The organism is Chromobacterium piscinae, assembly GCF_021129175.1.
Lineage (GTDB): Bacteria > Pseudomonadota > Gammaproteobacteria > Burkholderiales > Chromobacteriaceae > Chromobacterium > Chromobacterium piscinae.
In genome coordinates, this window is the sequence record NZ_JAJOHV010000001.1 from 1 (window position 1) to 22,395 (window position 22,395).

Below are 22,395 nucleotides of genomic sequence, written 5' to 3' on the forward strand. Positions count from 1 at the left end.
GGCCCTGCGCTACCTTGTCCAGCAGCAACTGGCCGTCGAACGGTTTTTCCAGATAGCAGAACACGCCGCGGCTGACCGCCTCCACCGCGTCAGGCACGGTGCCGTGGGCGGTGAACAGGATGACCGGCAGCGTCGGATAGCGGCGGCGCGCGGTTTCGAACAGTTGCAGGCCGTCCATGCCCGGCAGCCGCCAGTCGGTCAGCAGCAGGTCGGCGCGGCGGGCCGCCATCGCCGCCAGCGCGGCTTCGGCGCTGGCCAGCGCCTCCACCTCGTGGCCGGCGGCCTCCAGCCGCAGCTTGACCAGGCACAGCAGATCGGGATCGTCGTCCACCAGGACGATGCGGGCGGGGGCGTTCATCGCTTGCTTCCTCCGCTCAGGCCATTGGGTTTGGGCAGATCCAGCTCCAGGCGGCGCAGCGCGTCCAGCTTGGCGGCCTGATCGTCGATGCGTTTTTGCTGGTCGCGCAATTGCTGCTGCTGGCGGTCGCTTTGGTCCTGCAACCGGAACTGGGCCTGGGCCTGGCGCAGCTGCAGCCGCGCCAGCGCGGCGCTGGCCGGCGACAGGCTCTTGTCGGCCAGCAGCTTGTCCAGCTCGATGGCCAGGCGGCCCGGATCGCCGCGGTTGGCGCGCAGGACGCGCAGCAGGCGGTAGCTGTCGCAGGCCTCATAGGCCTGCCAGCGCTGGCGCACGGCTTCGTCCGGCCACTCCAGCGCGATCAGCAGCGCGTCGCTGCCCGGGCAGTAGCGTATCGGCGGGCTGGGTGGGCGGACGCCGGCGCAGGCCGCGAGCAGCGGCAGCAGCAATAGCGGCAGCCAGCGCCGCGGGAAAATGGATGGGGTCATATCGGCTCCGGTTCAGGCCAGTGGAGGCGGAAGCGCGCGCCGGGGCCGTCGTCCAGCAGTCGCAGCTCGCCGCCCATCAGCTGCGCGTAGCCGCGCGCCATGGTCAGGCCGAGGCCGCTGCCGGGGCGTTCGCCGTCGGGCGCGGGTCCGCTCCAGAAAGGTTCGAATATCTTGTCGCGCAGCGCGTCGGGCACGCCGGGTCCCTGGTCGGCCACTTCCAGCCAGGCTTGGCCGCGCTCGCTGCCGCAGCGCAGCGTCAGCCGCCCGCCGGCGGGGCTATGGCGGATGGCGTTGAGCAGCAGGTTGTCGACGATGGTCTCCACTTTGGACGGATCGCCGCGCACTGCGCCGGGCGCGCCGTCCAGCTCCACCTCCAGCCGTTTGGCCTGCCACAGCGGCTGGCAGCTGGCCAGCCTGGCCTCCAGCAACTGGCGCAGCGGAAAGGCGGAAACGTTCAGCGTGGTGGACAGCCAGAGGCCGGCGTCCTGCTTCAGCAGCGCCTCCACCCGCTGGCGCAGCGTCTGCGCGTTGCTGCCCAGGATGTCGACGATGTGGCGCTGCTGCGGATTGAGCGGGCCGGCCACCTGTTCCTTCAATAGCGCGGCGGCCTCGTGTATCGACGCCAGCGGCGTCTTCAGCTCATGCGAGACCTGACGGAAGAAGCGGGTTTTCTGCTGTTCCAGCTCAACCAGCCGCAGGTCCAGCTGTTCCAGCTCCCGGCCCAGGCGCTGCAGGTCGGCGGGTCCGGCTTGGCGCCAGTTCAGCTGCCGGGCGCCGCCGGCCAGCCGGGCGATGCGGCGTTGCAGGCCTCGCAGCGGGGCGTGGATCAGTAGGGTGACGATCAAGGCCAGCAGCACGGCGGCGGCCAGCGCCAGCCAGGCCAGGCGGTTGGCCTGCAGCCGCATCCGTTCGATGTCGTCCCGCCAGCTGGCCTGCCGTTTTTCGCCGGCCTGGGCGAGCGTCTGCTGCTGCTGATCCAGCACGCGGTTCAGTTGGCGGAACAGCGCGTCGCGCTGCTGGCGGCGATCGGGGGGCAGCCGCTGCAATTGCGAGGCGAGGGCAAGGGCGCTGTCTATGCCGGCTTGCGCTTCGGCCGGCGCGTCCTGCCGCAGCGTGCGTTGCGCGCGCTGCAGCTCGCCGCGCGCCTGGCTGGCGGTTTCGGTGAGTTTGCGGTCGCGAAGGATGGCAGCCTGTCGGCTGGCGCGCTCGAATTGCACCGCCTGCTCCTGCGACAGGCGCGCGATGTCTTGCCAGCGCTGGGCTTGGCGCTGGTGGAGTTGGGCGCTGTCCGCGGCCAGCCCCAGTTCGTGGCGCAGCTGCACCAGCGCCGCGGATGGAATCAGCGCGACGCCGAGAAAACCGGCTAGCAACAGGCCGCGGAAGGAAAGGAAGCGGAGCATGGGGTCGGGAATCAAGAAAACAGGGGCGCGGATGCGCCCCTGTTCAGCAGACAGGCCGGCGGCTGATTGGTTCGCGGCCGCCGGTCCGCGCTCAGCGCGCGGCCAGCGCGGGGCGGTGGCGGGCGGCCGGCAACAGCGCGGGCGCCAGCTCCTCTAGCCTGGGCGCGAGCAGCGGCATCAGCGCCGCCAGCTTGTCCTCCAGCGCTTCGCGCATGGTGTCGACCAGCACCTGGGTGTCGCGTTCGATTTCCAGGTTCAGCCGGCTGCCGGCATGCTTGGCGCCGAGGGCGGTGGCGCGGCGGGTTTCCGGGATCAGCCACACTTCTATCCAGCCGGCCTGCTTGTCGATGTCGGCGATGGTCAGGCTGACGCCGTCCAGCGCCGCGTAGCCTTTGGCGAACAGATAGCGCAGCGCGCCGGCGGGCACCGACAGCCGCAGGCACAGGTTGTCGCCGTATTCCTTCCGCTGCTCGACGGTGGCTTGATAGTCGACGTGGCCGGACAGCGCGTGGCCGCCGATCTCGGTGCCGTCGCGCAGCGCGCGCTCGGCGTTGACCGCGTCGCCGACGCCGCACGCGGCCAGCGTGCTGGTGACCAGCGTCGGCAGGATCAGGTCGAATTCGGCGCGGTCGCCCCGCGGCGGCGCGGCCACCGTCAGGCAGGCGCCGTTGACGGACACGCTGCAGCCCTGGATGAGTCCGGCGCAGAAGCCGGGCGGAAAGTCGACGGCGATGCGGCGGCTGGCCTCGCCTTCTTCGATGGCGGCGATGCGGCCGATGGCCTGGGTGATGCCTGTGAACATGTCGCGCCTCCTCAAGCCTGTTCGCGCTGCAGCCATTCGGCCAGCTCGGCGACCGACAATTGCGGCAGGCCATGGCGCTCGGCGTAATCCTGCACCTGCTGGCCGCGCATCATGGTGCCGTCCGGATTCATCAGCTCGCATAGCACGCCGGCCGGGCTGAAGCCGGCCAGCCGCGCCAGCTCCACCGAGGCTTCGGTGTGGCCGCGGCGCTCGCGCACGCCACCGGCGCGGGCGACGATGGGATAAACGTGGCCGGGTCGCACCAGATCGCTGGGCTTGGCGTCGGGATGGATGGCGGCGCGCATGGTGGTGACGCGGTCGGCGGCGGACACGCCGGTGGTGACGCCCTCGGCCGCCTCGATGGCGACGGTGAAGGCGGTGCCGTAGCGGCTGCCGTTTTCGGCGGCCATCGGCGGCAACTGCAGCCGCTCGGCCCGCTCGGGCGTGACGCACAGGCAGACGATGCCGCTGCCGTCGCGGATCATCCGCGCCATTTCGGGCACGGTGAGCGTGTCGGCGGCCAGGATCAGGTCGGCCTCGTTTTCGCGGTCGGCGTCGTCGGCGACGATGACGGGCAGGCCGCGGCGCAAGGCGTCAAGCGCGGCGTGGACGCGCAGGGAAAGGATATCGGTGTTGGCGTTCATGGAAACGGTCCTCAAATAATGGATTGAGAAACACGTCCCGTGGGCGTGAAGCGGATAGCGTACGGCTATCCGGCGCGATAAACGCGCGGATACGACACAGTTTTCCAGCCGCGGGCGCGGACGGACTACTGGCGTCGTCTTCTTTCATCCGGACTATGACCGTCGGCTCTGGCATTTCACCAGATCTGCTGACCCTTCGCCGTGCGGCGAAGGCGCTCGCGGGCTCGGCGCTTGCGCGCCATACCGCCGGTGGGGAATTTCACCCCGCCCCGAAGACGTTGGCCGCACTATGCGGCCAGCGGCGAGTATAGCGCGGTGTTAGAATGTCGGCAGCAAGATTCATCCCAAGAGTTCCCCGATGATAGAAACCGACAAGCTGTTCGGCGCCGCGCCGGAGCGCCGCATCGTCACCCCGCAACGCGCGTCCGACCAGGAAGAGGCGCTGGAGCGCGCGCTGCGGCCCAAGCTGCTGGACGAGTACGTCGGCCAGAAGAAGGCGCGCGAGCAGCTGGAGATCTTCATCGAGGCGGCGAAGAAGCGCGGCGAGGCGCTGGACCACGTGCTCTTGTTCGGCCCGCCGGGCCTGGGCAAGACCACGCTGGCCCACATCGTCGCGCGCGAGATGGGCGTCAATCTGCGCCAGACCTCGGGCCCGGTGCTGGAGCGCGCCGGCGATCTGGCGGCGCTGCTGACCAATCTGGAGCCGCACGACGTGCTGTTCATCGACGAGATCCACCGCCTGTCGCCGGTGGTGGAGGAAATCCTCTATCCAGCGCTGGAGGACTACCAGATCGACATCATGATAGGCGAGGGGCCGGCGGCGCGGTCGGTCAAGATCGACCTGCCGCCGTTCACGCTGGTGGGCGCAACCACCCGCGCCGGCATGTTGACCAATCCACTGCGCGACCGCTTCGGCATCGTCGCCCGGCTGGAGTTCTACAACGCCGAGGAGCTGACCCGCATCGTCAGCCGCTCGGCCGGCCTGCTCAATGTGCAGCTGTCCGACGACGGCGCCTTCGAGGTGGCCAAGCGCTCGCGCGGCACGCCGCGCATCGCCAACCGCCTGCTGCGCCGGGTGCGCGACTACGCCGAGGTGAAGTCCGACGGTGTGGTGACGATGGCGGTGGCCGACGCCGCGCTGGCGATGCTGGACGTCGACCCGGCCGGCCTGGACGTGATGGACCGCAAGCTGCTGCAGGCCATTCTGGAGAAGTTTTCCGGCGGTCCGGTGGGCCTGGACAACGTCGCCGCCGCGATCGGCGAATCCACCGACACCATCGAGGACGTGATCGAACCCTTCCTGATCCAGCAGGGTTATCTGCAGCGCACGCCGCGGGGCCGGATGGCCACCGCCCAGGCCTATCTGCATTTCGGCCTGCCGGTGAAGGATGTCTGACGTCCTGCCCATGATTCGCTGAGCGGCCCTTCGGGGCCGTTTTCGCATCCCGGATGCGGCGGAAGGCGGCGGCGCTTGTCCGCGCGCAAAGGCTGGCTGGGTGGCGCGCATGCAAAGCGCGTACAATGACAGTATTCCTTGATCGAGCAAGCCATCATGTTCTACGTGTTGTTCACCACCATCCTGATCGTGGTGGTCGTTACCGCCGCCGCCGCCGCCCGTTTCTTCGACCCCGCCGTCGGCAAGATACTCAGCCGCACGCTGGGCCAGGACCTGGCCGACGCCTGGCGCAAGTACGTGTTCTTCGCCATCGTGGTCAGCGGCATTTCCGGCGGCGTGCGCCAATGGTCGCTGCAGCAATACCTGCCGCCCGCGCCGGGCAAGGGCACCTCCCAATTGCAGCTGAGCGGCGAACGCTGGCTGCTGGAGCTGTTCCAGGCCTTCATCAGCACGCTGCAGTCCATCGCCTGGGTGGTGCTGCTGTTCTTCCTGTGCGCGATGCTGGCCTACGCGATCATGCGCGCGGTGGAGTACCGCCGCGAGGAGGCCGGCCATCCCCGCGATGTCGAGTGAGGCCTGTCTCGAACCGCGTTTGATCGAGCTGGTTTTGGCCTCGCCGTGGCTGATGCGCGCGCTGCGCGCCGCGCGGGAACTGGGTCTGGCCGATTGGTGCATAGGCGCCGGCGCGGTGCGCGGCCTGGTGTGGGACGCGCTGCATGGCTTCGAATCCAAGCCGTCGGCGCTGTCCGATATTGATTTGGTATATTTCGACGCCTCCGATCTTTCCGCCGAGCGCGACATTGCGCTGCAGCGTCGGCTAGCGTCCGAGCATCCAGACTTGCCCTGGGAAGTGACCAACCAGGCGGTGGTGCACCTGTGGTTCGGCGGGCATTTCGGTTACGAGGTGGCGTCCTTGCCGTCGCTGGAGGCGGCGGTGGCGACCTGGCCGGAGTACGCGACCGCGGTCGGCGTCGCGCTGAACGCCGACGATAGCCTGCGCATCATCGCGCCGTTCGGGCTGGACGATCTGTTCGACATGACGGTGCGCCGCAATCCGGTAAGGGCCAGCGCGGAGATTTATCGACGGCGGGTGGCCGACAAACGCTACCGCGAGCGTTGGCCGCGGGTGACGGTGATCCACGAATGAAAAACGCCAGCCCGAGGCTGGCGTTTTTCATGGAGCGGGCGCTCAGCTGCCGATCTTCACCTGCGACCACAGGCGGTTCAGCTCGCGGCGGGATTTCACGTCCAGGTCCTTCAGCGCCACGTACTTGCCCTTGGACGGATCCAGCATGATCACCGGATTGGCCTTGATCTGCGGCTTGAAGAAGGCTTCGGCCGCCTTCACCGGATTGGTCGCGCCGATCTGGTTGGAGATTTCCGACGCGTTCTTGCCGTCCAGCATGAAGTTGATGAACTTGTGCGCCAAGTCCGGGCGCGGCGCGTCCTTCAGGATGGTCATATTGTCGATGGCCAGCACATTGCCTTCCCGCTGCGGGCGGTAGGCGAGCTCGAACGGCCGCTTGGCGCTCTTCGCGTCCTGCTGCGCCTGGAACAGGTCGTTGGAATAGCCCAGCGCCACCCAGATGTTGCCGACGGTCAGCTCCTTGATGTAGCTCTGGTTGTTGAAGGCGGCCCAGTACGGCTTGGCCTTGCGGATGGCGTCCGCGGCGGCCTTCCAGTCGGCCGGATTGGCGGAATTGGCGTCCTTGCCCAGATACATCAGCGCGGCGGCCATCAGTTCGCGCTGGCTGTCCAACACGGTGACCTTGCCCTTGATCTTGGCCAGCACGGCCGGATCGAATACCAGCGCCCAGCTGTTGGACTTGTCTGCTACGCCGGCTTTCTGCAATTGGGTGGCGTTGTAGCCGATCAGCGTCAGCGACACCACGGTGGGCGCGGCGTGGCGGTTGCCCGGGTCGAAGGGCTGGTTCAGTTGCAGGTAGCCGCTGTTCAGGTTCTTCCAGTTGGGCAGCTTGCTCTTGTCCAGCGGCTGCAGCTTGCCCTGCTTCAGCAGCGTGTTCACCGCGAAGGCGGTGGGAAACACCATGTCGTAGCCCTTGGCCCCGGCGGCCAGCTTGGCCAGCATCTCTTCGTTGTCGCCGTAATAGTCCTGCACCAGCCTGCACTTGCACGACTGCTCGAAGCGCTTGGCGGTGTCCGGCGACAGCGCGTTGTTCCAGTTGTAGATGTGCAGCACGTCTGCGGCTGCGGCCGAACCGCAGGCCACCGCCAACAAGGCGGCCAGGGCGATCTTGTTCATATACGGAAAATCCTTGTCGATTATTTTGGTATTGCAAAAACTAACCCCTGCCGGGCAGGGGTCGGGAAAACCGTTTGCTACATGCCGGGCGATGTCAGAGCGCCACCATATTGTCGCGGTGGATCAATTCCGGCTCCACGATGTAGCCGAGCGCGGTTTCGATCTCGCGCGTGCTCTTGCGCATGATCTGGCGGGCCTCGTCCGAGCTGTAGTTGACCAGGCCGCGCGCCACCTCGTTGCCGGATGCGTCGACGCAGGCCACCGCCTCGCCGCGCAGGAAATCGCCTTCCACCGCGCTGACGCCCACCGGCAGCAGGCTGGTGCCGCGCTCGCGTATCGCCAGGGCGGCGCCGTCGTCCAGCAGCAGCCGGCCGGCCAGCTTCAGGTGGTCGGCCAGCCATTGCTTGCGCGCGGCCATGCGGTTGGTGGCGGCGACCAACTGGGTGCCGATGGACTCGCCGTCGGCCAGGCGCGACAGCACATGGGGCTCGCGGCCGCTGGCGATCACGGTGGCCGCGCCGCTGCGGGCGGCGCGCTTGGCGGCCAGGATCTTGGTGATCATGCCGCCGGTACCGACGCTGGAGCCGGCGCCGCCGGCCATTTCTTCCAGGCGTTCATCGCCGGCTTCGGCCTGGTGGATGAATTCGGCGTCGGGATGCTTGCGCGGGTCGGCGCTGTACAGGCCTTTCTGGTCAGTCAGGATAACCAGCGCGTCGGCTTCGATCAGGTTGGTGACCAGCGCGCCCAGGGTGTCGTTGTCGCCGAAGCGGATCTCGCTGGTGACCACGGTGTCGTTCTCGTTGATGATCGGCACCACGTTCAGATTGAGCAGGCTGGTCAGCGTCGAGCGGGCGTTCAGGTAGCGGGTGCGGTCGGCCAGGTCTTCGTGGGTGAGCAGGATCTGCGCGGTGCGCAGGCCGAAGGAGCGGAAAGCGCTCTCATAGGCCTGGCACAGGCCCATCTGGCCGACGGCGGCGGCGGCCTGCAATTCATGCACGCCCTTGGGTCGCACGGTCCAACCCAGACGCTGGCAACCTTCGGCGATGGCTCCGCTGGAAACCAGCACCACCTGCTTGCCGCGGCGCTTCAGTTCGGCGACTTCCTCAGCCCAGCGCGCTAGCGCGTTCAGGTCCAGCCCCCTGCCGTCGTTGGTTACCAGGCTGGAGCCGACTTTGACCACGATACGGTCGGAAGCGTGAATCACCGAGTGCATCAACGGACCTCTCTATGAAAGCCAATAATTATAGAGAGGGCAGTGTACCCGAAAAAGCCCAGGGCTTGCGCCAGGTCAAAATTGATCGCTGGGGCGGTATTCCATCAGCTGAAAATGAGGCGATTGCTGGTGCAGCCTGGAGACGCGGATCAGTTGCTCGCCGTTTTCATCGCGCAGCCGGAACTCGCGCAACTGGCTGAAGGGATGGCCCGGCAACAGCAGCAGCGCCGGGGAGTCGGCGCTGGCGGGCAGCCTCAGGCCGCGCTGGAAGTTGTCGCCGCTGTGGGTGATGCTGGGCATGGCCCGCACCGGCTGCGGCCGCGGCCCCAGGATTTCCACGCCGCACTCCACCTCTGCGCTGGCCGGTTGCATCAGCAGCCAGCGCACCGCGCACAGCTGAGCCGCGCCGGCCAGATCCAACAGCAGCACCTCTCCGGCGCGCAGCGGCTGCTCCAGCGGCAGGCCGCGCAGCAGATAGCCCGATTCGCTGCGGTTGGCGACGGTCAACAGGCAGGGAGAGGAAGGCGGGCGCAAATGGGAGCCGTCCTCGTCGGGTGCCGCGTCGGCTGGTTGCCAACTGCCGCCGTTGACGCGGTGCCAGATTGCGGCGACGCCGGCGACGATCTCGGCCGCCGCGTGCGCGTCTTCCCGGCGGTGGCGTCGCCGTCGAGGGCGTTGCCACTCTTCCGCCAAACTGGTGAGCAGGCGGACTTCATCATTGAGCATGGGATGGGCGCCGCCGCTGGAGGTTTTGCGCAGCTGAGCCAGGCTCTTCCGCATCGAGGCAAGGGCGCCAGAGAACTCCAATAGGAAGCAATCGGGCTGAGATGGGGAGGGTTTGGCAGGCAGATAACGCGGTGGGGCATCTTCCCTTAGATCCAGCACATAGCCCTGGCGGCCTTCCTGCAGTTGCGCCAGTGGCAGCAGCTCCACCTGCTTGGCCAGTTCGTAGGCCAGTTGTCGCGCCAGTTGCATGTCGGCGGTCGAGAGCCGATTGGTGGCGGTGAGCCCCAGCAGCAGCAGTTGGCGGTAGATGACGGCCAGCGAGTCGTCGCCGGCCAGCGATTTGTCCTGCCAGCCGCGCTGCAGCGCCAATCCATACAGCTGGTGGCAATCTAGCCAGAAACCGCCGGGGAGCGGGCAGTAGTTCTGCTGGCTGATGTTCAGGTATTGGCGCGCGGCCATCATCGTGTACAGCAGCAATTCCTGCTTGGGCTGCTCGCGTTCCAGCAACCCATGGCGGGCCAGCTTTTCGTTCAGCGTCTGCTTGAAGGCCATGAACAGGTTGGCGAACAACTTGACGCCGATGGCCGCCAGGAGCCGCATCTTGGGGGAGGCGGCGGCGTCGCCGCTTTGGGCTTCGCTCTCCAGCAGCGGGTAGTAACGATCCAGCGCTTTTAGATAGAGCTTGAGCAGCTTGTAGCGCTGCATGGGATCCATCTGGACGCGGCCTAGCTGGTGGAGGCCTTGGCCCAGCAGCTTGCCGCATTCGGCAAGGTTGGTGTAAGGAAGGCGCTCCAGCCAGGCTGCAACGCTGGCAGGCTGGGTATCGACGAGTTGCGGGTCCATATCCTTCTTCGGCAAGACGAGTGGCGGCATCCGGGCATAGCTCCGAGACGGGCGCTGCGAAAGGGAAGGGGTGGTGGCGCTCAGGGCAGCGGGGTGGCGTCGCCGCCGGCGCTTGTTCCTGCCAGCACCTCGTCCAGCGCGTCACCGCTGGCCGCAACCAGCCAGTCCATCTCTTCGGGTTTCAGCGTATACGGCGGCATGAAGTAGACCGTTTTGCCTATCGGCCGCAACAGGCATCCGCGTTTCAGCATGGCCGAAAAATAAGCCAATGCAAAGTCGGAGCGCTTGGTTTCGACGTCGAAGGCCCAGATCATCCCTTGATGGCGGAAATGGCGGATTTCAGACCGGCTGGCCAGCGGGCGCATCCGCTCGGTGTAATCGGCGGCATTGAGACGATTGGCCTCCAGCACGTTTTCGTCTTCGAAGATGTCCAGCACCGCCAATGCAGCCGCGCAAGCGAGCGCGTTGCCGGTGTAGCTGTGCGAGTGCAGGAAGCCGCGCGCCACGTCGTCGTGGTAGAAGGCCTGGTAGATTTCATCCCGGGTCAGCACGCAGGACAAGGGTAGGAAGCCGCCGGTGATGCCCTTGGACAGGCATAGGAAGTCCGGCGTGACGCCCGCCTGCTGATAGGCGAAGAAACTGCCGGTTCTGCCGAAGCCGACGGCGATTTCGTCCGCGATCAGATGCACTTCGTAGCGGTCGCACAGCCGGCGCAGCTCAGTCAGGTAGACGGGATCGTACATCGCCATGCCTGCCGCTCCTTGGACCAGCGGCTCGACGATCACCGCTGCGATCTCGCCGCCATGCTTGGCCATCAGGTTTTCCATCGAGCGGATGGAGCGCAGCGCGACATCGGCCGCGCTTTCGCCAGGCCCCGCTTGCCGGGCGTCCGGACTGGGCGCGCGCAGGCCGGGCTTCAGCAGCTCGGCGTAGGTGGACGAGAACAACGGCACGTCGGTGACCGCCAGCGCGCCGACTGTTTCGCCGTGATAGCTGTTTTCCAGGCTGACGAAACGGCTCTTCTGCGGCCGGCCGACATTTTTCCAGTAATGAAAGCTCATTTTCAGCGCGATTTCGGTGGCGCTGGCCCCATCGGAGCCGTAAAAGGCATGGCCGAGACCGGATAGCTTGGCCAGGCGTTCGGACAGCTCCACCACCGGGCGATGGGTGAAGCCGGCCAGCATCACGTGCTCCAGCCGGTCCAGTTGCTCGCGCACCGCTTGTTTGATCCGCGGGTGGCCGTGGCCGAACAGGTTCACCCACCAGGAGCTGACGCCGTCCAGGTAGCGCTTGCCGTCGAAATCTGTCAGCCAGACGCCGTCCGCGCTGGCGATGGGGACGATGGGAAGCCGCTCGTGGCGCTTCATCTGGGTGCAGGGATGCCAGACGGCGGCGAAACTGCGTTCCAGCCAGGCTTGGTTGCTCATGCGGCGGCTCCTGTGTATCTGGGGGGAAAGCGATGCTAGCACAGTCCGAACGGGCAGTCGGGGTGACGAAAAACGGCAGTTTCTGACCTATGCTGACAAGGCTGTGCCCGGGCCGGTGTCGATGGCAGCCCCTTTACGGGGCTGGCATGTTTCGTGCTGGTCGGTTTCGGTACAACATGACGGGGCAAACCCGCGACCTTTGAAGATGGGAAGGAGGGATGCGCAAACGCATCGGCCTCCACTTTGGCTAAGCTTGGCTCAAACTGGGAGTTCAACATGAAGAAACAGCATAAGCAACAGGGCTTCACGCTGATCGAACTGATGATCGTGGTGGCCATCGTCGGCATTCTGGCCGCGATCGCGATTCCGGCGTATCAGGACTATACCAAGCGCGCGCGGGTGTCGGAAGGCTTGTCTCTGGCGGATGCCGCGAAGACGGCTGTGACAGAGTATTACGCGACCAACAATGCCTGGGCTTCCGGTACCTCGCCTTTCAACACTACTTATGGATTGGCGGCATCCATCGTTGGCAACTCGGTGAGCAGCATCAATGTCCTGGCGAATGGGGTGGTCCAGATCACTTACAACGCCACGGTTTCCAATGGTGCATTGGTCGATTTGGTGCCAACCGTCACCTCGGGTACGGTGCAGTGGTATTGCACCTATACCGGCTCCGGTACGACGGCCATCGCATCTGCTAGCCAACTGAGCGCCAACTGGGTGCCGTCTACCTGCCGCCAGTAAGCTGCTTGATTGATGTTTGAATAAGGAGGCTCCGGGGCCTCCTTTATTTTTGATGCGAGAGACATGATGCTCCCCGTATACTCCTGCGAACGCAAGGGACATCAAAGAGTGGGACCGCCATGAACAGGAACCGGGCGACAGAAGTCGCATTGTTCGTCTTCTTCACGGTTTGCTTAGTTTTACCATTTCTCAATTTCGCGCGTTACATGCCGTTGCCGGACTGGTGGAGTGATGCGTTGGTAGTCTTGGCAATCGGTTTGGTAGCGCCCTTCGCCTTGAGAAGAGGCGACGATAGACTCTTGCTGCCGGCGGCTTCGTTGGTATTGCTGCTGCTGACGCTGTTGCTGGCGGTGAGCAATGGTCTTGTCCTGGATAATGCGAAGGGCAGCAGTCAGGTAGTGGGCAGCCTGCTCGTGATGTTGTTGCTGTCACTGTGGCTGGGCAATCGGATGGATATGCCCCGGACACGGATTTGCCTGCTGTTGGCCGGCGTTGTGCTGCTGGGTAATGGCCTGCAGGTCATACTGGGGCTGATCCAGGTATTGGATCTCGCGCGTTGGTGTCGAGGCTGGGTGTTGTTTGATTCGACCACCGTGATGGGGAATGTCGCGCAGCGCAATCAGTATGCTCAGTATCTGAATTGGGGCCTTCCCGCCGCCTGCTATCTCCATGCGCGCGGACATTTGGGAGCCAGTTTGTGCGCGGTGCTGGTCGCGGTGCTGGTTGTGATGATCTCCTGGTCTGGCGCCCGGTTGCCATTAGCCTATGGACTGGGGGCCTGTCTGATATCCTGGTTTTGGTTCCGACGCACCAGTGAGAGTCCGGTCGTGAGGCGGATGGTCGCCGCACTGGCTCTGTCCGTGCTGCTGTTGGCCCTGGTGCAGCTGTTCAATCGCGAGCTGGTCTGGCTGCTTAATTGGATGGGCGTTCCGGTGCACACTTTTAGCGGCTCGGAGAGGATTCTCGACGCAGGATTCGGCACAAGGCGGCGGATCGAATGGAGCAAGGCCTGGCAAGTGTTCTGCGAACATCCGTGGCTGGGCGTAGGGCTCGGCCGCTATGCGGCGCAATCGGTCTGGCTGGAGGTGTTCGCCGGCTTGCCCAAGTCGCCGGAGAACTGGCTATTTACCCAGAGCCATAACCTTGTCTTCCAACTATTGGCGGAAACGGGGGGGCTGGGCGCGATGGTCGCGCTTGGAGGGATGCTGGTGTGTCTGCTGCCCTTTTTGGGCAGGGGAAGGCAGAGCGCTGAAAACCTGCTGCTGCTGCTGCTGGCGATGATGATCCTGACGCACAGCATGTTCGAGTTCCCGTTGTGGTATCTGCCTTTCCTGGCGATGTTGGTTATCGTTTGCACGCTGGGGCCCGCGCCGTGCTGGCATCTGCGCACGCGTACGGGCTTGTTGCGGTGGCTATGCATCGCCAGCGGCGTCCTGATGCTGGTGTATGTAGCCAGCGGCAGCGTAATTTTCCAGCGTTTCGTCCAATACAGCGTGCCCAGTAGATCTGTCGAGGAAAACGTACGGCGCGTCGACTATATCGGCAAGGTGGGTTTGAATCCCTTGTGGGCGAAATCGGCTGACCTAGTGCTCGGCAATTACCTGATGCCGGATCGCAAGCATCTCGACGTCACGCTGCCTTTTTATGAAAAATTGGCTAAAGATCAGCCCTATGTGGCGGTGCTATTAAGGCTGAGTTTGTGTAGGGCGCTGGCGGGGCAGGAGCGTGAGGCGCGTGAGGCGATGGCACAGGCTATCGCCAACTATCCCGATGAAGTGTCGAAGTTCGTGTTCACATTGCAAGCCTGGCAAGAGCCGGAAATCAAGCCCTTGAGGGCGATGGCGTTGCGCGCTGCGCAGGCTTATCAAGAGCATGGAACCAACATCGACGCGAGCAGAATGGCCGCGGTGATGACTGTCGCGTCGCCGGTCACGCGCAAGACGCTGTTCTGAGCTTTGTAACGCGCCGACACACTTGATGGGTTTTGCCGGGGCGGCGCATGCGGTATGCTGCCCGCTTCCTGCTTTTCGACATCTGATCTGCCATGACTTTTCAGAAGATTTCCGAGCGCCTGGCGTTGCTGGCCCTGTGCCTGATCGCCATCGCGCCTTTCGCCTCCCGCGTCCACTTCGTGCCGCTGCCGCAGTGGTTCGGCGAAATCAACGTGATCTGGCTGCTGCTGGCTGCCGGCGTGTTTCTGCTGCCCGGCGGACGCCTGTTCGATTCGATGCCGCGCGCCGGCTGGCTGTGCCTGGCCCTGGCCGGAGCCTGGGCGCTGCAGCCGCAGTTCGTCCGCCTGCTGTTTCCCGGCATGAGTTATGTCACAGCCTTGGCCTGGCTGGCGACGGCGTTGCTGGCTTCGGTCACGGCGTCGTTGCGCGGCGCCCTGGGCGACCGGGAGTTCGCGGTGTGGCTGGCGCGGGCGGTCATCGTCGGCGGCTTGGTGCAGTCGCTGATCGGCACCGCCCAGCTGACTGGCCTGGCGCCGGCGCTGGGGCTGTTCTACGACGGTTCCCACCCTACCAGCAATATCTTCGGCCATATCGGCCAGCGCAATCAGTACGCCCATTACCTGATGTGGTCGGTGGTGTCCGGCGTCTATCTGTTCGCCGTCGGCCGCCTGGGGCGCGGCTGGCTGATCGCGCTGGTGTTGTGGATGGCGTTGATGCTGGGTTGGGCCGGCTCGCGCACCATCCTGCTCTATCTGGTGGCGTTGTCGGCGCTGGCTGGCTTGTGGCACTGGCGCAGCCGCGACGAGGCGTCGCGCCGGATGATGCTGGCGATGTGGGCCGCTTCCGGCACGATTCTGGCTGCCCAGTTCGCGCTGCCACTGTTCAACCACCTGATCTCGCTATTGACCCACTCCGATGTCGAGAACGCGTCTGGCATCGCGCGGCTGGCGGCCAACGGCGACGACATGGGCGCGCGCCGCTTCGCCGAGATGCACAAGGCCTGGATGACCTTCCAGGCGCACCCGCTGTGGGGCGTGGGCTGGTCGCAGTACGCGGCGGAAAGTGTTCGTCTGCAGCAGCTGCCCCAGTTCGCCGCGGCCGGCTACAACAGCGGGCTGTTCACCAATGCCCACAATCTGCTGATGCAGCTGCTGGCGGAGATGGGCGGCGTGGTGACCGCGCTGGTGGTGGCCGGCTTGATCTGGACGTTGCTGCCTTTCTTCCGCCGCAAGGCCGAGCCGGAAGGCGTGCTGGCGCTGGGTTGCATCGCGGTGACGCTGACCCACAGCATGCTGGAGTATCCACTGTGGTACTACTATTTCCTGGCGATGCTGGTGATGTTCATGGCGATGGCGCCGCGCGGCGAGCGCCCGTTGGCCTGGCCGCTGCGGCTGCCGTTGCTGGCGGCGCTGGTATGGGTGGGCTGGCTGTCGATCAGCACCTCCTCCATGTTCTGGGAACTGGTGAATCTATACGTGCCGACCGGCAACGCGGCCAAGGACAAGGTCCGCACCGAGCGCCTGGTCGAAATCGTCGAAACCAAGCCCTTGTTCGCCTACCACGCGCTGTACACGCTGGACGATTATCTGCCGGTGAACCGGGACAATCTGAAGCAAAAGCTGGCGCTGGAAGACCGGCTGACCGAGTTCCGCCCCTATCCCGATGTGATGCTGAAGCGCGCCCAGCTGGAGATCCTGGCTGGCGAGCGGGCCAAGGGGGAGCAGACGCTGCGCACCACGCTGGCCTCGTTCCCGACCTATGCCGGCCAGTTTCTGGAAACGCTGGGCGATCAGGAGCCCGCCTGGGAGCCTCTGCGCAAGATCAGCCGCGAGGCCTACGACAAGCTGCCGGCCAAGTTCCGCACGCTGCAGGAGTGATGGTTGTTTTCCGCCTCGACGGGCGGAGGAAATAAAAAAGCCGCTCGATGATTCGAGCGGCTTTTTTCGCGTCCGGCGGCGGGGGATCAGTTGTCCAGCACCACGCCTTCGCTGAGCGCGGTTTTCATTTTGGTCAGCGCCTTGGCCTCGATCTGGCGGATACGCTCGGCCGACACGCCGAATTCCGCGGCCAGCTCATGTAGCGTGGAGCCGCTGTCGTCGGCCAGCCAGCGCGCTTCGACGATGCGGCGGCTGCGGGCGTCCAGCGTCGACAGCGCGTATTCCAGGCCTTCCGACTGCAGATGGTCGAAAGCGCGGCGTTCCAGCGCGCGGGTCGGCTCGCTGTGGCTGTCGGCCAGCCAGTCTATCGGCGCGTAGCTGTCCTCGTCGTCATTGTCGGCCAGCAGGGACACGTCCTGGCCGGTCATGCGGATTTCCATCTCGCGAACTTCCTCGGGCTTCACGCCCAGGTCTTCGGCGATGGACTTGGCTTCTTGCTCGGACAGCGCGGAAAAACCGCTCTTCATGCTGCGCAGGTTGAAGAACAGCTTACGCTGCGGCTTGGTGGTGGCGATGCGCACCAGGCGCCAGTTGCGCAGGATGAATTCGTGGATCTCGGCCTTGATCCAGTGGATGGCGAACGAGAACAGGCGCACGCCGCGGCCAGGCTCGAAGCGCTTCACCGCCTTCATCAGGCCGATATTGCCTTCCTGGATCAGGTCGGCTTGCTGCAAGCCGTAGCCAGCGTAACCGCGCGACACGGACACCACCACGCGCAGGTGCGACAGCACCATCTGCCGCGCCGCTTCCAGGTCGTTTTCCTGTTGGAAACGGGTCGCGAGTTCGGTTTCCTGCTCCGGCGTCAGCATGGGCACGCTGTTGACGGCCTGGATGTACTGTTCCAGGCTGCCGCTGGTCGACGGGACGGGAAGGGCAAATGTTGTGTTCATTGCGATGGCTACCTCCTTGGGTAGTGCTATGTTAGCACTCGAGTATTGAGAGTGCTAGCAGCGAAAGGTTCCCGAGTCAATGATATTTAACAATCGGCCCGATAGTTGAAACCTTTCGCTTGTCATTTTTACTTCGGCTCTACTTTGCGCAGGTGGTGGTCGGCCGCCAGCCGCGCGCCCAGCATCGCCAGCGCGGCGGAGATGCCGATCAGCGCCGCCAGCTCCGGCAGGTTCAGCGCGCGCAGCTCCACCCGTTCGCCGTACAGCATCGCGAACTCGCTGATGGCTGGGTTGGCCATCGCGGCCAGCCAGCAGGATAGGCCCCAGGCCAGCAGCGCCGCCAGCACGCCCTGCCACAGCGCGTGATACAGGAAGGGGCGGCGGATGAAGCTGTCGGTGGCGCCGATCAGCTTGGACACCGCGATTTCGTCCTGGCGCGCCAGGATCTGCATCCGGATCGCGTTGTGGGTGACCAGCACCAGCGCCAAGCCCAGCGCGGCGGCCAGGAACCAGGTTAGCTTCTTGCCCATCTCCACCATGCCGTACAGGCGCTTGGCCCAGCTGGCGTCGAATTGTGCCAGCTCCACCATCGGCAGGCCGGATAGCTCTTTCTGCAGCATGTCTAGCTCGCGTGGCTCGAGAGACTTCGGCGTCACCACGAAGGCGTCGGGCAGCGGGTTTCCTTCCAGGCCGTCGGACAGGCCGGACAGGCCGTTGCGCTTCTCCAGATCCTGCAGCGCCTGGCCTTTGCTGACGAAAGAGAAGCTCTTCACTTTGGGGTGGTGCGACAGTGTGCTGTTGACGGCGGCGATGTCGGCCTGTTCGGCCGTCTGCTCCATGAACAGCGTGATCTGCGGCGTGGCGGTCAGGCGGCCCACCCATTCCTGCACGCTGTTGACTGCGAGGTAAAGCGACAGCGGCAGGGCCAGGGCCAGGGCCAGCATCAACAGCGTCAGCAGGCTGCCGAAGGGCTGGCGGACGATCTTGGCCAGCGCCTGCTTGGCGCTCTGCCAGTTCAGATAGAGAAAGTGTTTCATGCGGCGAACTGTCCTTCCCTCAGGCGGATGATGCGGCGGCCGTAATCTTCCATCAACGTTTCGTCGTGGGCGGAGATCAGCACGGTGACGCCCACCTGGTGGAAGGACTTGAACAGCTCCATGATGTCCAGCGCGTAGGCGCGGTCCAGGTTGGCCGACGGTTCGTCGGCCAGCAGGATGCTGGGGCGGTGGACCACTGCGCGGGCGATGCACAACCGTTGCTGTTCGCCGCCTGACAGCCGGATCGGCATCATTTTTTCCTTGGGCAGCAGGCCCACCTTGTCCAGCGCCGCGCGCACGCGCTTGGCGGCGTCGCGGCGGTCGAAGCCGATGATGTCCAGCGGCAGCATCACGTTGTCGAACACGCTGCGGTCGAACAGGATCTTGTGGTCCTGGAACACCATGCCCAGGTGCTGGCGCACGTAGGGCACCTGGCTTGCGCGCAGCTTGGACAGGTTCTGACCATTGACGATCACGCCGCCGCTGGTGGCGCGCTCGATGCCAGCGATCAGCTTCAGCAAGGTGGACTTGCCGGCGCCGGAGTGGCCGGCGAGGAACACCATTTCGCCGGTTTCTATGGTGAACGACAGGTTCTTCAGGGCTTCGTTGCCGCCTGGATAGCGCTTGGTGACCTGGTCGAACTGTATCATTGAGAAGTTTCCCGCTTGTTGGCTGAGAAAAGGCGGCCGCGCCTGCGGCCGCGAAACATGGTCTTATTCGAACAGCGCGTCGATGTAGTCGCGGCTGTCGAACGGCCGCAGGTCGTCGATGCTCTCGCCGACGCCGACGAAGCGCAGCGGAATCGGCCGCTGCTTGGCGATGGCGGCGATCACGCCGCCCTTGGCGGTGCCGTCCAGCTTGGTCAGGATCAGGCCGGTCAGGCCCAGCGCGTCGTCGAAGGCCTTCACCTGATTGACGGTGTTCTGGCCGATATTGGCGTCCAGCACCAGCACCACCTCGTGCGGCGCGTCCGGCAGCGCCTTCTGGATCACGCGCTTCACCTTCTTGATCTCTTCCATCAGGTGCAGCTGCGTCGGCAGGCGGCCCGCGGTGTCGGCCAGCACGATGTCGATGCCGCGGGCGACGGCGGCCTGGATCGCGTCATAGCAGACGGCGGCGGAATCGCCGCCCTGCTGCGCGATCACGGTGACGTTGTTGCGCTCGCCCCAGGCGATCAGCTGTTCGCGCGCGGCGGCGCGGAAGGTGTCGCCGGCGGCCAGGAGCACGCTCTTGCCCTGGCTTTGGTAGTACTTGGCCAGCTTGCCGATGGAGGTGGTCTTGCCGGCACCGTTGACGCCGGTCATCATGATCACGAACGGCTTCTTGCCTTCCACGTTCAGCGGCACTTGCAGCGGGCCGATCAGATCCTGCAGCGAATCCTTCAGCGCGCCTTTCAACTCGGACGAATCCTTCAGGCCCTTCAGCGACACGCGCTCGCGCACGTCCTGCAGCAGATGGACGGTGGCGTCCATGCCCATGTCGGCGGTCAGCAGCACCGTTTCCAGTTCTTCGTACAGGTCTTCGTCGATCTTGCCGCCGCCGAACAGGCCGGCCAATTGTTTGCCCAGTCGGTCGCGGGTCTTGGCCAGGCCGGCTTTCAGCCGCTCGGTCCAGCTCATTTTCTTCAGCGGCGCCTGCGCTTCTTCGACTGGCGCGGCGGGAGCGGCCGCAATCGGTGTCGCCGGGGCCGGTTCGGAAAGCGGGAGAGGTTCTACCGCAGCCGTCGAGATCGCCTCGAGCTGAGGCTCCGCGGCCGTGGCGGGGACATGGGCCTCAAGCGAGGCGGTCGCTTGTTCCGGCGCGGCCTGCGCCGGGATTTCGATTTGCGGCGTTTCCGCCGGCTTGGTCTTTTTCTTGAAGAAGCTAAACATGCGTGAATGGGCCAGAAAAGCGGTAAATGGCTAAGATTGTATCCTCAAACGCCGTCGAGTACAGAATCGGCTGGCGATGCGAGGGCGGAAAACAGCGACGTCGCTGCAAACATATATAAGGAATAGTTGCCGAATTTCGCCGCCGGCGCGACAGATTCGCCGCCCGGCGCGCGGGAATGAGGCGCTAAAGTCCTGATCAGGTTAAACTCTCGCGCTTGTCCCTAGAGTTTAGCTTTCATGAGTCAGACACGTAATAAGGTCAGAATCATAGGCGGCGACTACCGTCGCCGCCTATTGCCTTTCCCTGAAGCCGAAGGCTTGCGGCCAACGCCGGACCGCGTGCGCGAGACGCTGTTCAACTGGCTGGGCCAGGATCTGTACGGCAAGAGCTGCCTGGATCTGTTCGCCGGCAGCGGCGCGCTCGGCTTCGAAGCGGCGTCGCGTTCTGCGCGGCGGGTGGTGATGGTGGAGAAGTCGCGCAAGGTCTATGAGTCGTTGCAGGCCAACCGCCAGTTGCTGCAGGCCGGCGCGCTCGACGTGGTCGCCGGCGACGCGCTGCTGTATCTGAAGAACAGCCGCGAATCCTTCGATGTGATCTTCCTGGATCCTCCTTACGATTCGGATCTGCTGTTGCAGGCCTTGCCGCTGGCGCTGGCGCGCTTGTCGGAAGGCGGCGTGCTGTATGTCGAGGCGCGACAATGGCCGGACGCGTTGCCGGATGGAGTGGAAGCGCTGCGTCGCGACAAGGCGGGCATGGTCCATTACGGCCTATTGATCCGCCAGCCTGGATAGGAGCGTCGGGGCGGGGAGTTTGCGCCTATGGATATAACCAGCGCGAACTTGCTCCCCCGAGCGGCGGGTGACAGAATTCATGTTGTGGAATACCTGAGGAAATTACTATGTCTTTGATGATTACCGACGAATGCATCAACTGCGACGTCTGTGAGCCGGAGTGTCCGAACAACGCGATCTCCCAAGGGGAGGAGATCTACCAGATCGACCCGGAATTGTGCACTCAGTGCGTAGGCCACTACGACGAGCCGCAGTGCCAGCAAGTCTGTCCGGTCGATTGCATCCCCCTGGATCCGTCCCGCGAGGAGACCCAGGATGAGCTCCACCAGAAATATCTGAAGATTTCGGGCAAGGCCTGATTGAGCTAAGTTATTGATGCGAAATGGAATGCCCCGCAGCCTGCGGGGCGTTTTTTATTTTTCGGCGAAAAAGTGCAGTTTTTTTCGCAAAAGGTGTTGACGATCAGGCGGGCCATCTATAATATTCGGGTCTCTTTCAGGAGGGATTCCCGAGCGGTCAAAGGGATCAGACTGTAAATCTGACGGCTCTGCCTTCGAAGGTTCGAATCCTTCTCCCTCCACCAGAATTAGATGAAGCGCTTGGCAGTGAAGTTAAGCTGTCTTGTTGTAAAGCCAGGCGGGTGTAGCTCAATGGTAGAGCAGAAGCCTTCCAAGCTTACGACGAGGGTTCGATTCCCTTCACCCGCTCCAAGCGTCTGATTGTAGCCTGTTTAAGGGCCCATGTAGCTCAGGGGTAGAGCACTCCCTTGGTAAGGGAGAGGTCGGCAGTTCAATTCTGCCCATGGGCACCACCAATTTTATTTGCTTGTTTCGTATTCAGGAAATTTGCCATGGCTAAGGAAAAGTTCGAGCGGACCAAACCGCACGTAAACGTCGGCACCATCGGTCACGTGGACCATGGTAAAACCACTCTGACCGCTGCTATCACCACCATTCTGTCCAAGAAGTTCGGTGGCGAAGCCAAGGACTACTCCCAGATCGACAGCGCGCCGGAAGAGAAGGCTCGTGGTATCACCATCAATACCGCGCACGTTGAATACGAAACCGAAGCCCGCCACTACGCTCACGTAGACTGCCCGGGTCACGCCGACTATGTGAAGAACATGATCACCGGCGCGGCTCAGATGGACGGCGCGATCCTGGTTTGCTCGGCCGCTGACGGTCCGATGCCGCAAACCCGTGAACACATCCTGCTGTCCCGCCAAGTTGGCGTGCCGTACATCATCGTCTACCTGAACAAGGCTGACCTGGTTGACGACGCCGAACTGCTGGAACTGGTTGAAATGGAAGTGCGCGATCTGCTGTCTTCCTACGACTTCCCGGGCGACGACACCCCGATCGTGACCGGCTCCGCTCGTCTGGCGCTGGAAGGCGACCAGTCTGAAATGGGCGAACCGTCGATCTTCCGTCTGGCTGCTGCTCTGGATTCCTACATCCCGACTCCGGAACGCGCTGTTGACAAGCCGTTCCTGCTGCCGATCGAAGACGTGTTCTCGATCTCCGGCCGCGGCACCGTGGTGACCGGTCGTGTTGAGCGCGGCATCGTGAAAGTCGGCGAAGAGCTGGAAATCGTGGGCCTGAAGGCTACCGTGAAG

Annotated in this window: 22 protein-coding genes, 3 tRNA genes and 1 riboswitch; of the genes, 12 read left to right on the forward strand and 13 right to left on the reverse strand. The window is 64.4% G+C overall.

Annotated features, from left to right (window positions below; translation table 11 throughout):
- From LQR33_RS00005 to ribB, 5 genes are all read right to left on the reverse strand, one after another.
- Positions 1-358, reverse strand: a 358-nt coding sequence (locus LQR33_RS00005) for a response regulator (protein WP_231466935.1), incomplete at its 3' end; no start/stop codon positions are given.
- Positions 355-843 (reverse strand): hypothetical protein, encoded by a 489-nt coding sequence (locus LQR33_RS00010; RefSeq protein WP_221663710.1) that lies wholly within the window; start codon positions 841-843, stop codon positions 355-357. The genes LQR33_RS00005 and LQR33_RS00010, both read right to left, overlap by 4 nt.
- Positions 840-2,243, reverse strand: coding sequence for an ATP-binding protein (locus LQR33_RS00015; protein WP_166440380.1), 1,404 nt, complete (start codon positions 2,241-2,243; stop codon positions 840-842). Before LQR33_RS00015 ends, LQR33_RS00010 begins: the two co-directional genes overlap by 4 nt.
- 91 nt (positions 2,244-2,334) lie before the next feature.
- The gene (locus LQR33_RS00020) at positions 2,335-3,045 is read right to left on the reverse strand and encodes a riboflavin synthase subunit alpha (protein ID WP_231466937.1); all 711 of its coding nucleotides are present in this window, start codon (positions 3,043-3,045) and stop codon (positions 2,335-2,337) included.
- 11 nt (positions 3,046-3,056) lie between these two features.
- Positions 3,057-3,689 (reverse strand): 3,4-dihydroxy-2-butanone-4-phosphate synthase, encoded by a 633-nt coding sequence (gene ribB, locus LQR33_RS00025; protein ID WP_231466939.1) that lies wholly within the window; start codon positions 3,687-3,689, stop codon positions 3,057-3,059.
- 132 nt (positions 3,690-3,821) lie between these two features.
- Positions 3,822-3,970: riboswitch (FMN riboswitch) on the reverse strand.
- Positions 3,971-4,047: 77 nt separating this feature from the next.
- Here ribB and ruvB point away from each other — a divergent pair.
- From ruvB to LQR33_RS00040, 3 genes are all read left to right on the forward strand, one after another.
- Complete coding sequence (gene ruvB, locus LQR33_RS00030) at positions 4,048-5,085, forward strand: Holliday junction branch migration DNA helicase RuvB (protein ID WP_221663706.1); 1,038 nt, start codon at positions 4,048-4,050, stop codon at positions 5,083-5,085.
- Between the two features lie 156 nt (positions 5,086-5,241).
- Complete coding sequence (locus LQR33_RS00035) at positions 5,242-5,658, forward strand: hypothetical protein (protein ID WP_166440376.1); 417 nt, start codon at positions 5,242-5,244, stop codon at positions 5,656-5,658.
- A 19-nt stretch (positions 5,659-5,677) separates the two neighbouring features.
- Positions 5,678-6,232 carry a nucleotidyltransferase family protein gene (locus LQR33_RS00040; RefSeq protein WP_231179263.1) on the forward strand — a complete coding sequence of 185 codons (555 nt, stop codon included), beginning with the start codon at positions 5,678-5,680 and terminating at the stop codon, positions 6,230-6,232.
- Positions 6,233-6,274: 42 nt separating this feature from the next.
- Here the strand turns inward: LQR33_RS00040 and LQR33_RS00045 are convergent, their stop codons facing one another.
- From LQR33_RS00045 to LQR33_RS00060, 4 genes are all read right to left on the reverse strand, one after another.
- Entirely contained in the window at positions 6,275-7,348 is a 1,074-nt protein-coding gene (locus tag LQR33_RS00045; RefSeq protein WP_221667461.1) for an ABC transporter substrate-binding protein, read from the reverse strand.
- Between the two features lie 94 nt (positions 7,349-7,442).
- Positions 7,443-8,561 carry a glutamate 5-kinase gene (proB, locus tag LQR33_RS00050; protein ID WP_021478158.1) on the reverse strand — a complete coding sequence of 373 codons (1,119 nt, stop codon included), beginning with the start codon at positions 8,559-8,561 and terminating at the stop codon, positions 7,443-7,445.
- Between the two features lie 75 nt (positions 8,562-8,636).
- A complete protein-coding gene (locus tag LQR33_RS00055) occupies positions 8,637-10,130 on the reverse strand; it encodes a hypothetical protein (RefSeq protein ID WP_221667460.1) in 1,494 nt (497 codons plus the stop codon).
- Positions 10,131-10,210: 80 nt separating this feature from the next.
- Positions 10,211-11,557: an adenosylmethionine--8-amino-7-oxononanoate transaminase gene (locus LQR33_RS00060; RefSeq protein WP_166440372.1), complete on the reverse strand. Its 1,347-nt coding sequence runs from the start codon at positions 11,555-11,557 to the stop codon at positions 10,211-10,213.
- A gap of 276 nt (positions 11,558-11,833) precedes the next feature.
- Here LQR33_RS00060 and LQR33_RS00065 point away from each other — a divergent pair, with 276 nt between their 5' ends.
- The 3 genes from LQR33_RS00065 to LQR33_RS00075 all read left to right on the forward strand — a co-directional run bounded on the left by LQR33_RS00065 (position 11,834) and on the right by LQR33_RS00075 (position 16,130).
- A complete protein-coding gene (locus tag LQR33_RS00065) occupies positions 11,834-12,301 on the forward strand; it encodes a pilin (RefSeq protein ID WP_166440371.1) in 468 nt (155 codons plus the stop codon).
- Positions 12,302-12,420: 119 nt separating this feature from the next.
- The gene (locus LQR33_RS00070; RefSeq protein WP_221667458.1) at positions 12,421-14,253 is read left to right on the forward strand and encodes a PglL family O-oligosaccharyltransferase; all 1,833 of its coding nucleotides are present in this window, start codon (positions 12,421-12,423) and stop codon (positions 14,251-14,253) included.
- Between the two features lie 92 nt (positions 14,254-14,345).
- Positions 14,346-16,130, forward strand: a complete 1,785-nt coding sequence (locus tag LQR33_RS00075; RefSeq protein WP_231179262.1) for a PglL family O-oligosaccharyltransferase — start codon at positions 14,346-14,348, stop codon at positions 16,128-16,130.
- Positions 16,131-16,216: 86 nt separating this feature from the next.
- Here the strand turns inward: LQR33_RS00075 and rpoH are convergent, their stop codons facing one another.
- The 4 genes from rpoH to ftsY form a co-directional block, all read right to left on the reverse strand.
- Positions 16,217-17,080, reverse strand: a complete 864-nt coding sequence (gene rpoH / locus LQR33_RS00080) for an RNA polymerase sigma factor RpoH (RefSeq protein WP_166440368.1) — start codon at positions 17,078-17,080, stop codon at positions 16,217-16,219.
- Between the two features lie 128 nt (positions 17,081-17,208).
- Positions 17,209-18,117, reverse strand: a complete 909-nt coding sequence (ftsX, locus tag LQR33_RS00085) for a permease-like cell division protein FtsX (protein ID WP_046158084.1) — start codon at positions 18,115-18,117, stop codon at positions 17,209-17,211.
- Positions 18,114-18,767, reverse strand: coding sequence for a cell division ATP-binding protein FtsE (ftsE, locus tag LQR33_RS00090; protein WP_011137750.1), 654 nt, complete (start codon positions 18,765-18,767; stop codon positions 18,114-18,116). The genes ftsX and ftsE overlap by 4 nt, the downstream gene beginning before the upstream one ends.
- Positions 18,768-18,830: 63 nt before the next feature.
- Positions 18,831-19,988, reverse strand: a complete 1,158-nt coding sequence (ftsY, locus tag LQR33_RS00095; protein WP_166440367.1) for a signal recognition particle-docking protein FtsY — start codon at positions 19,986-19,988, stop codon at positions 18,831-18,833.
- Positions 19,989-20,225: 237 nt separating this feature from the next.
- Between ftsY and rsmD the strand changes: the two genes are divergently transcribed.
- The 6 genes from rsmD to LQR33_RS00125 all read left to right on the forward strand — a co-directional run.
- A complete protein-coding gene (rsmD, locus tag LQR33_RS00100) occupies positions 20,226-20,780 on the forward strand; it encodes a 16S rRNA (guanine(966)-N(2))-methyltransferase RsmD (RefSeq protein WP_166440366.1) in 555 nt (184 codons plus the stop codon).
- A 107-nt stretch (positions 20,781-20,887) separates the two neighbouring features.
- Positions 20,888-21,139, forward strand: a complete 252-nt coding sequence (locus LQR33_RS00105; RefSeq protein ID WP_021478148.1) for a YfhL family 4Fe-4S dicluster ferredoxin — start codon at positions 20,888-20,890, stop codon at positions 21,137-21,139.
- A 139-nt stretch (positions 21,140-21,278) separates the two neighbouring features.
- A tRNA-Tyr gene (locus tag LQR33_RS00110) sits at positions 21,279-21,363 on the forward strand.
- 53 nt (positions 21,364-21,416) lie between these two features.
- Positions 21,417-21,490 (forward strand) — tRNA-Gly (locus tag LQR33_RS00115).
- Between the two features lie 26 nt (positions 21,491-21,516).
- Positions 21,517-21,591, forward strand: a tRNA-Thr gene (locus tag LQR33_RS00120).
- A gap of 39 nt (positions 21,592-21,630) precedes the next feature.
- Positions 21,631-22,395, forward strand: a 765-nt coding sequence (locus LQR33_RS00125; protein WP_231466941.1) for an elongation factor Tu, incomplete at its 3' end; no start/stop codon positions are given.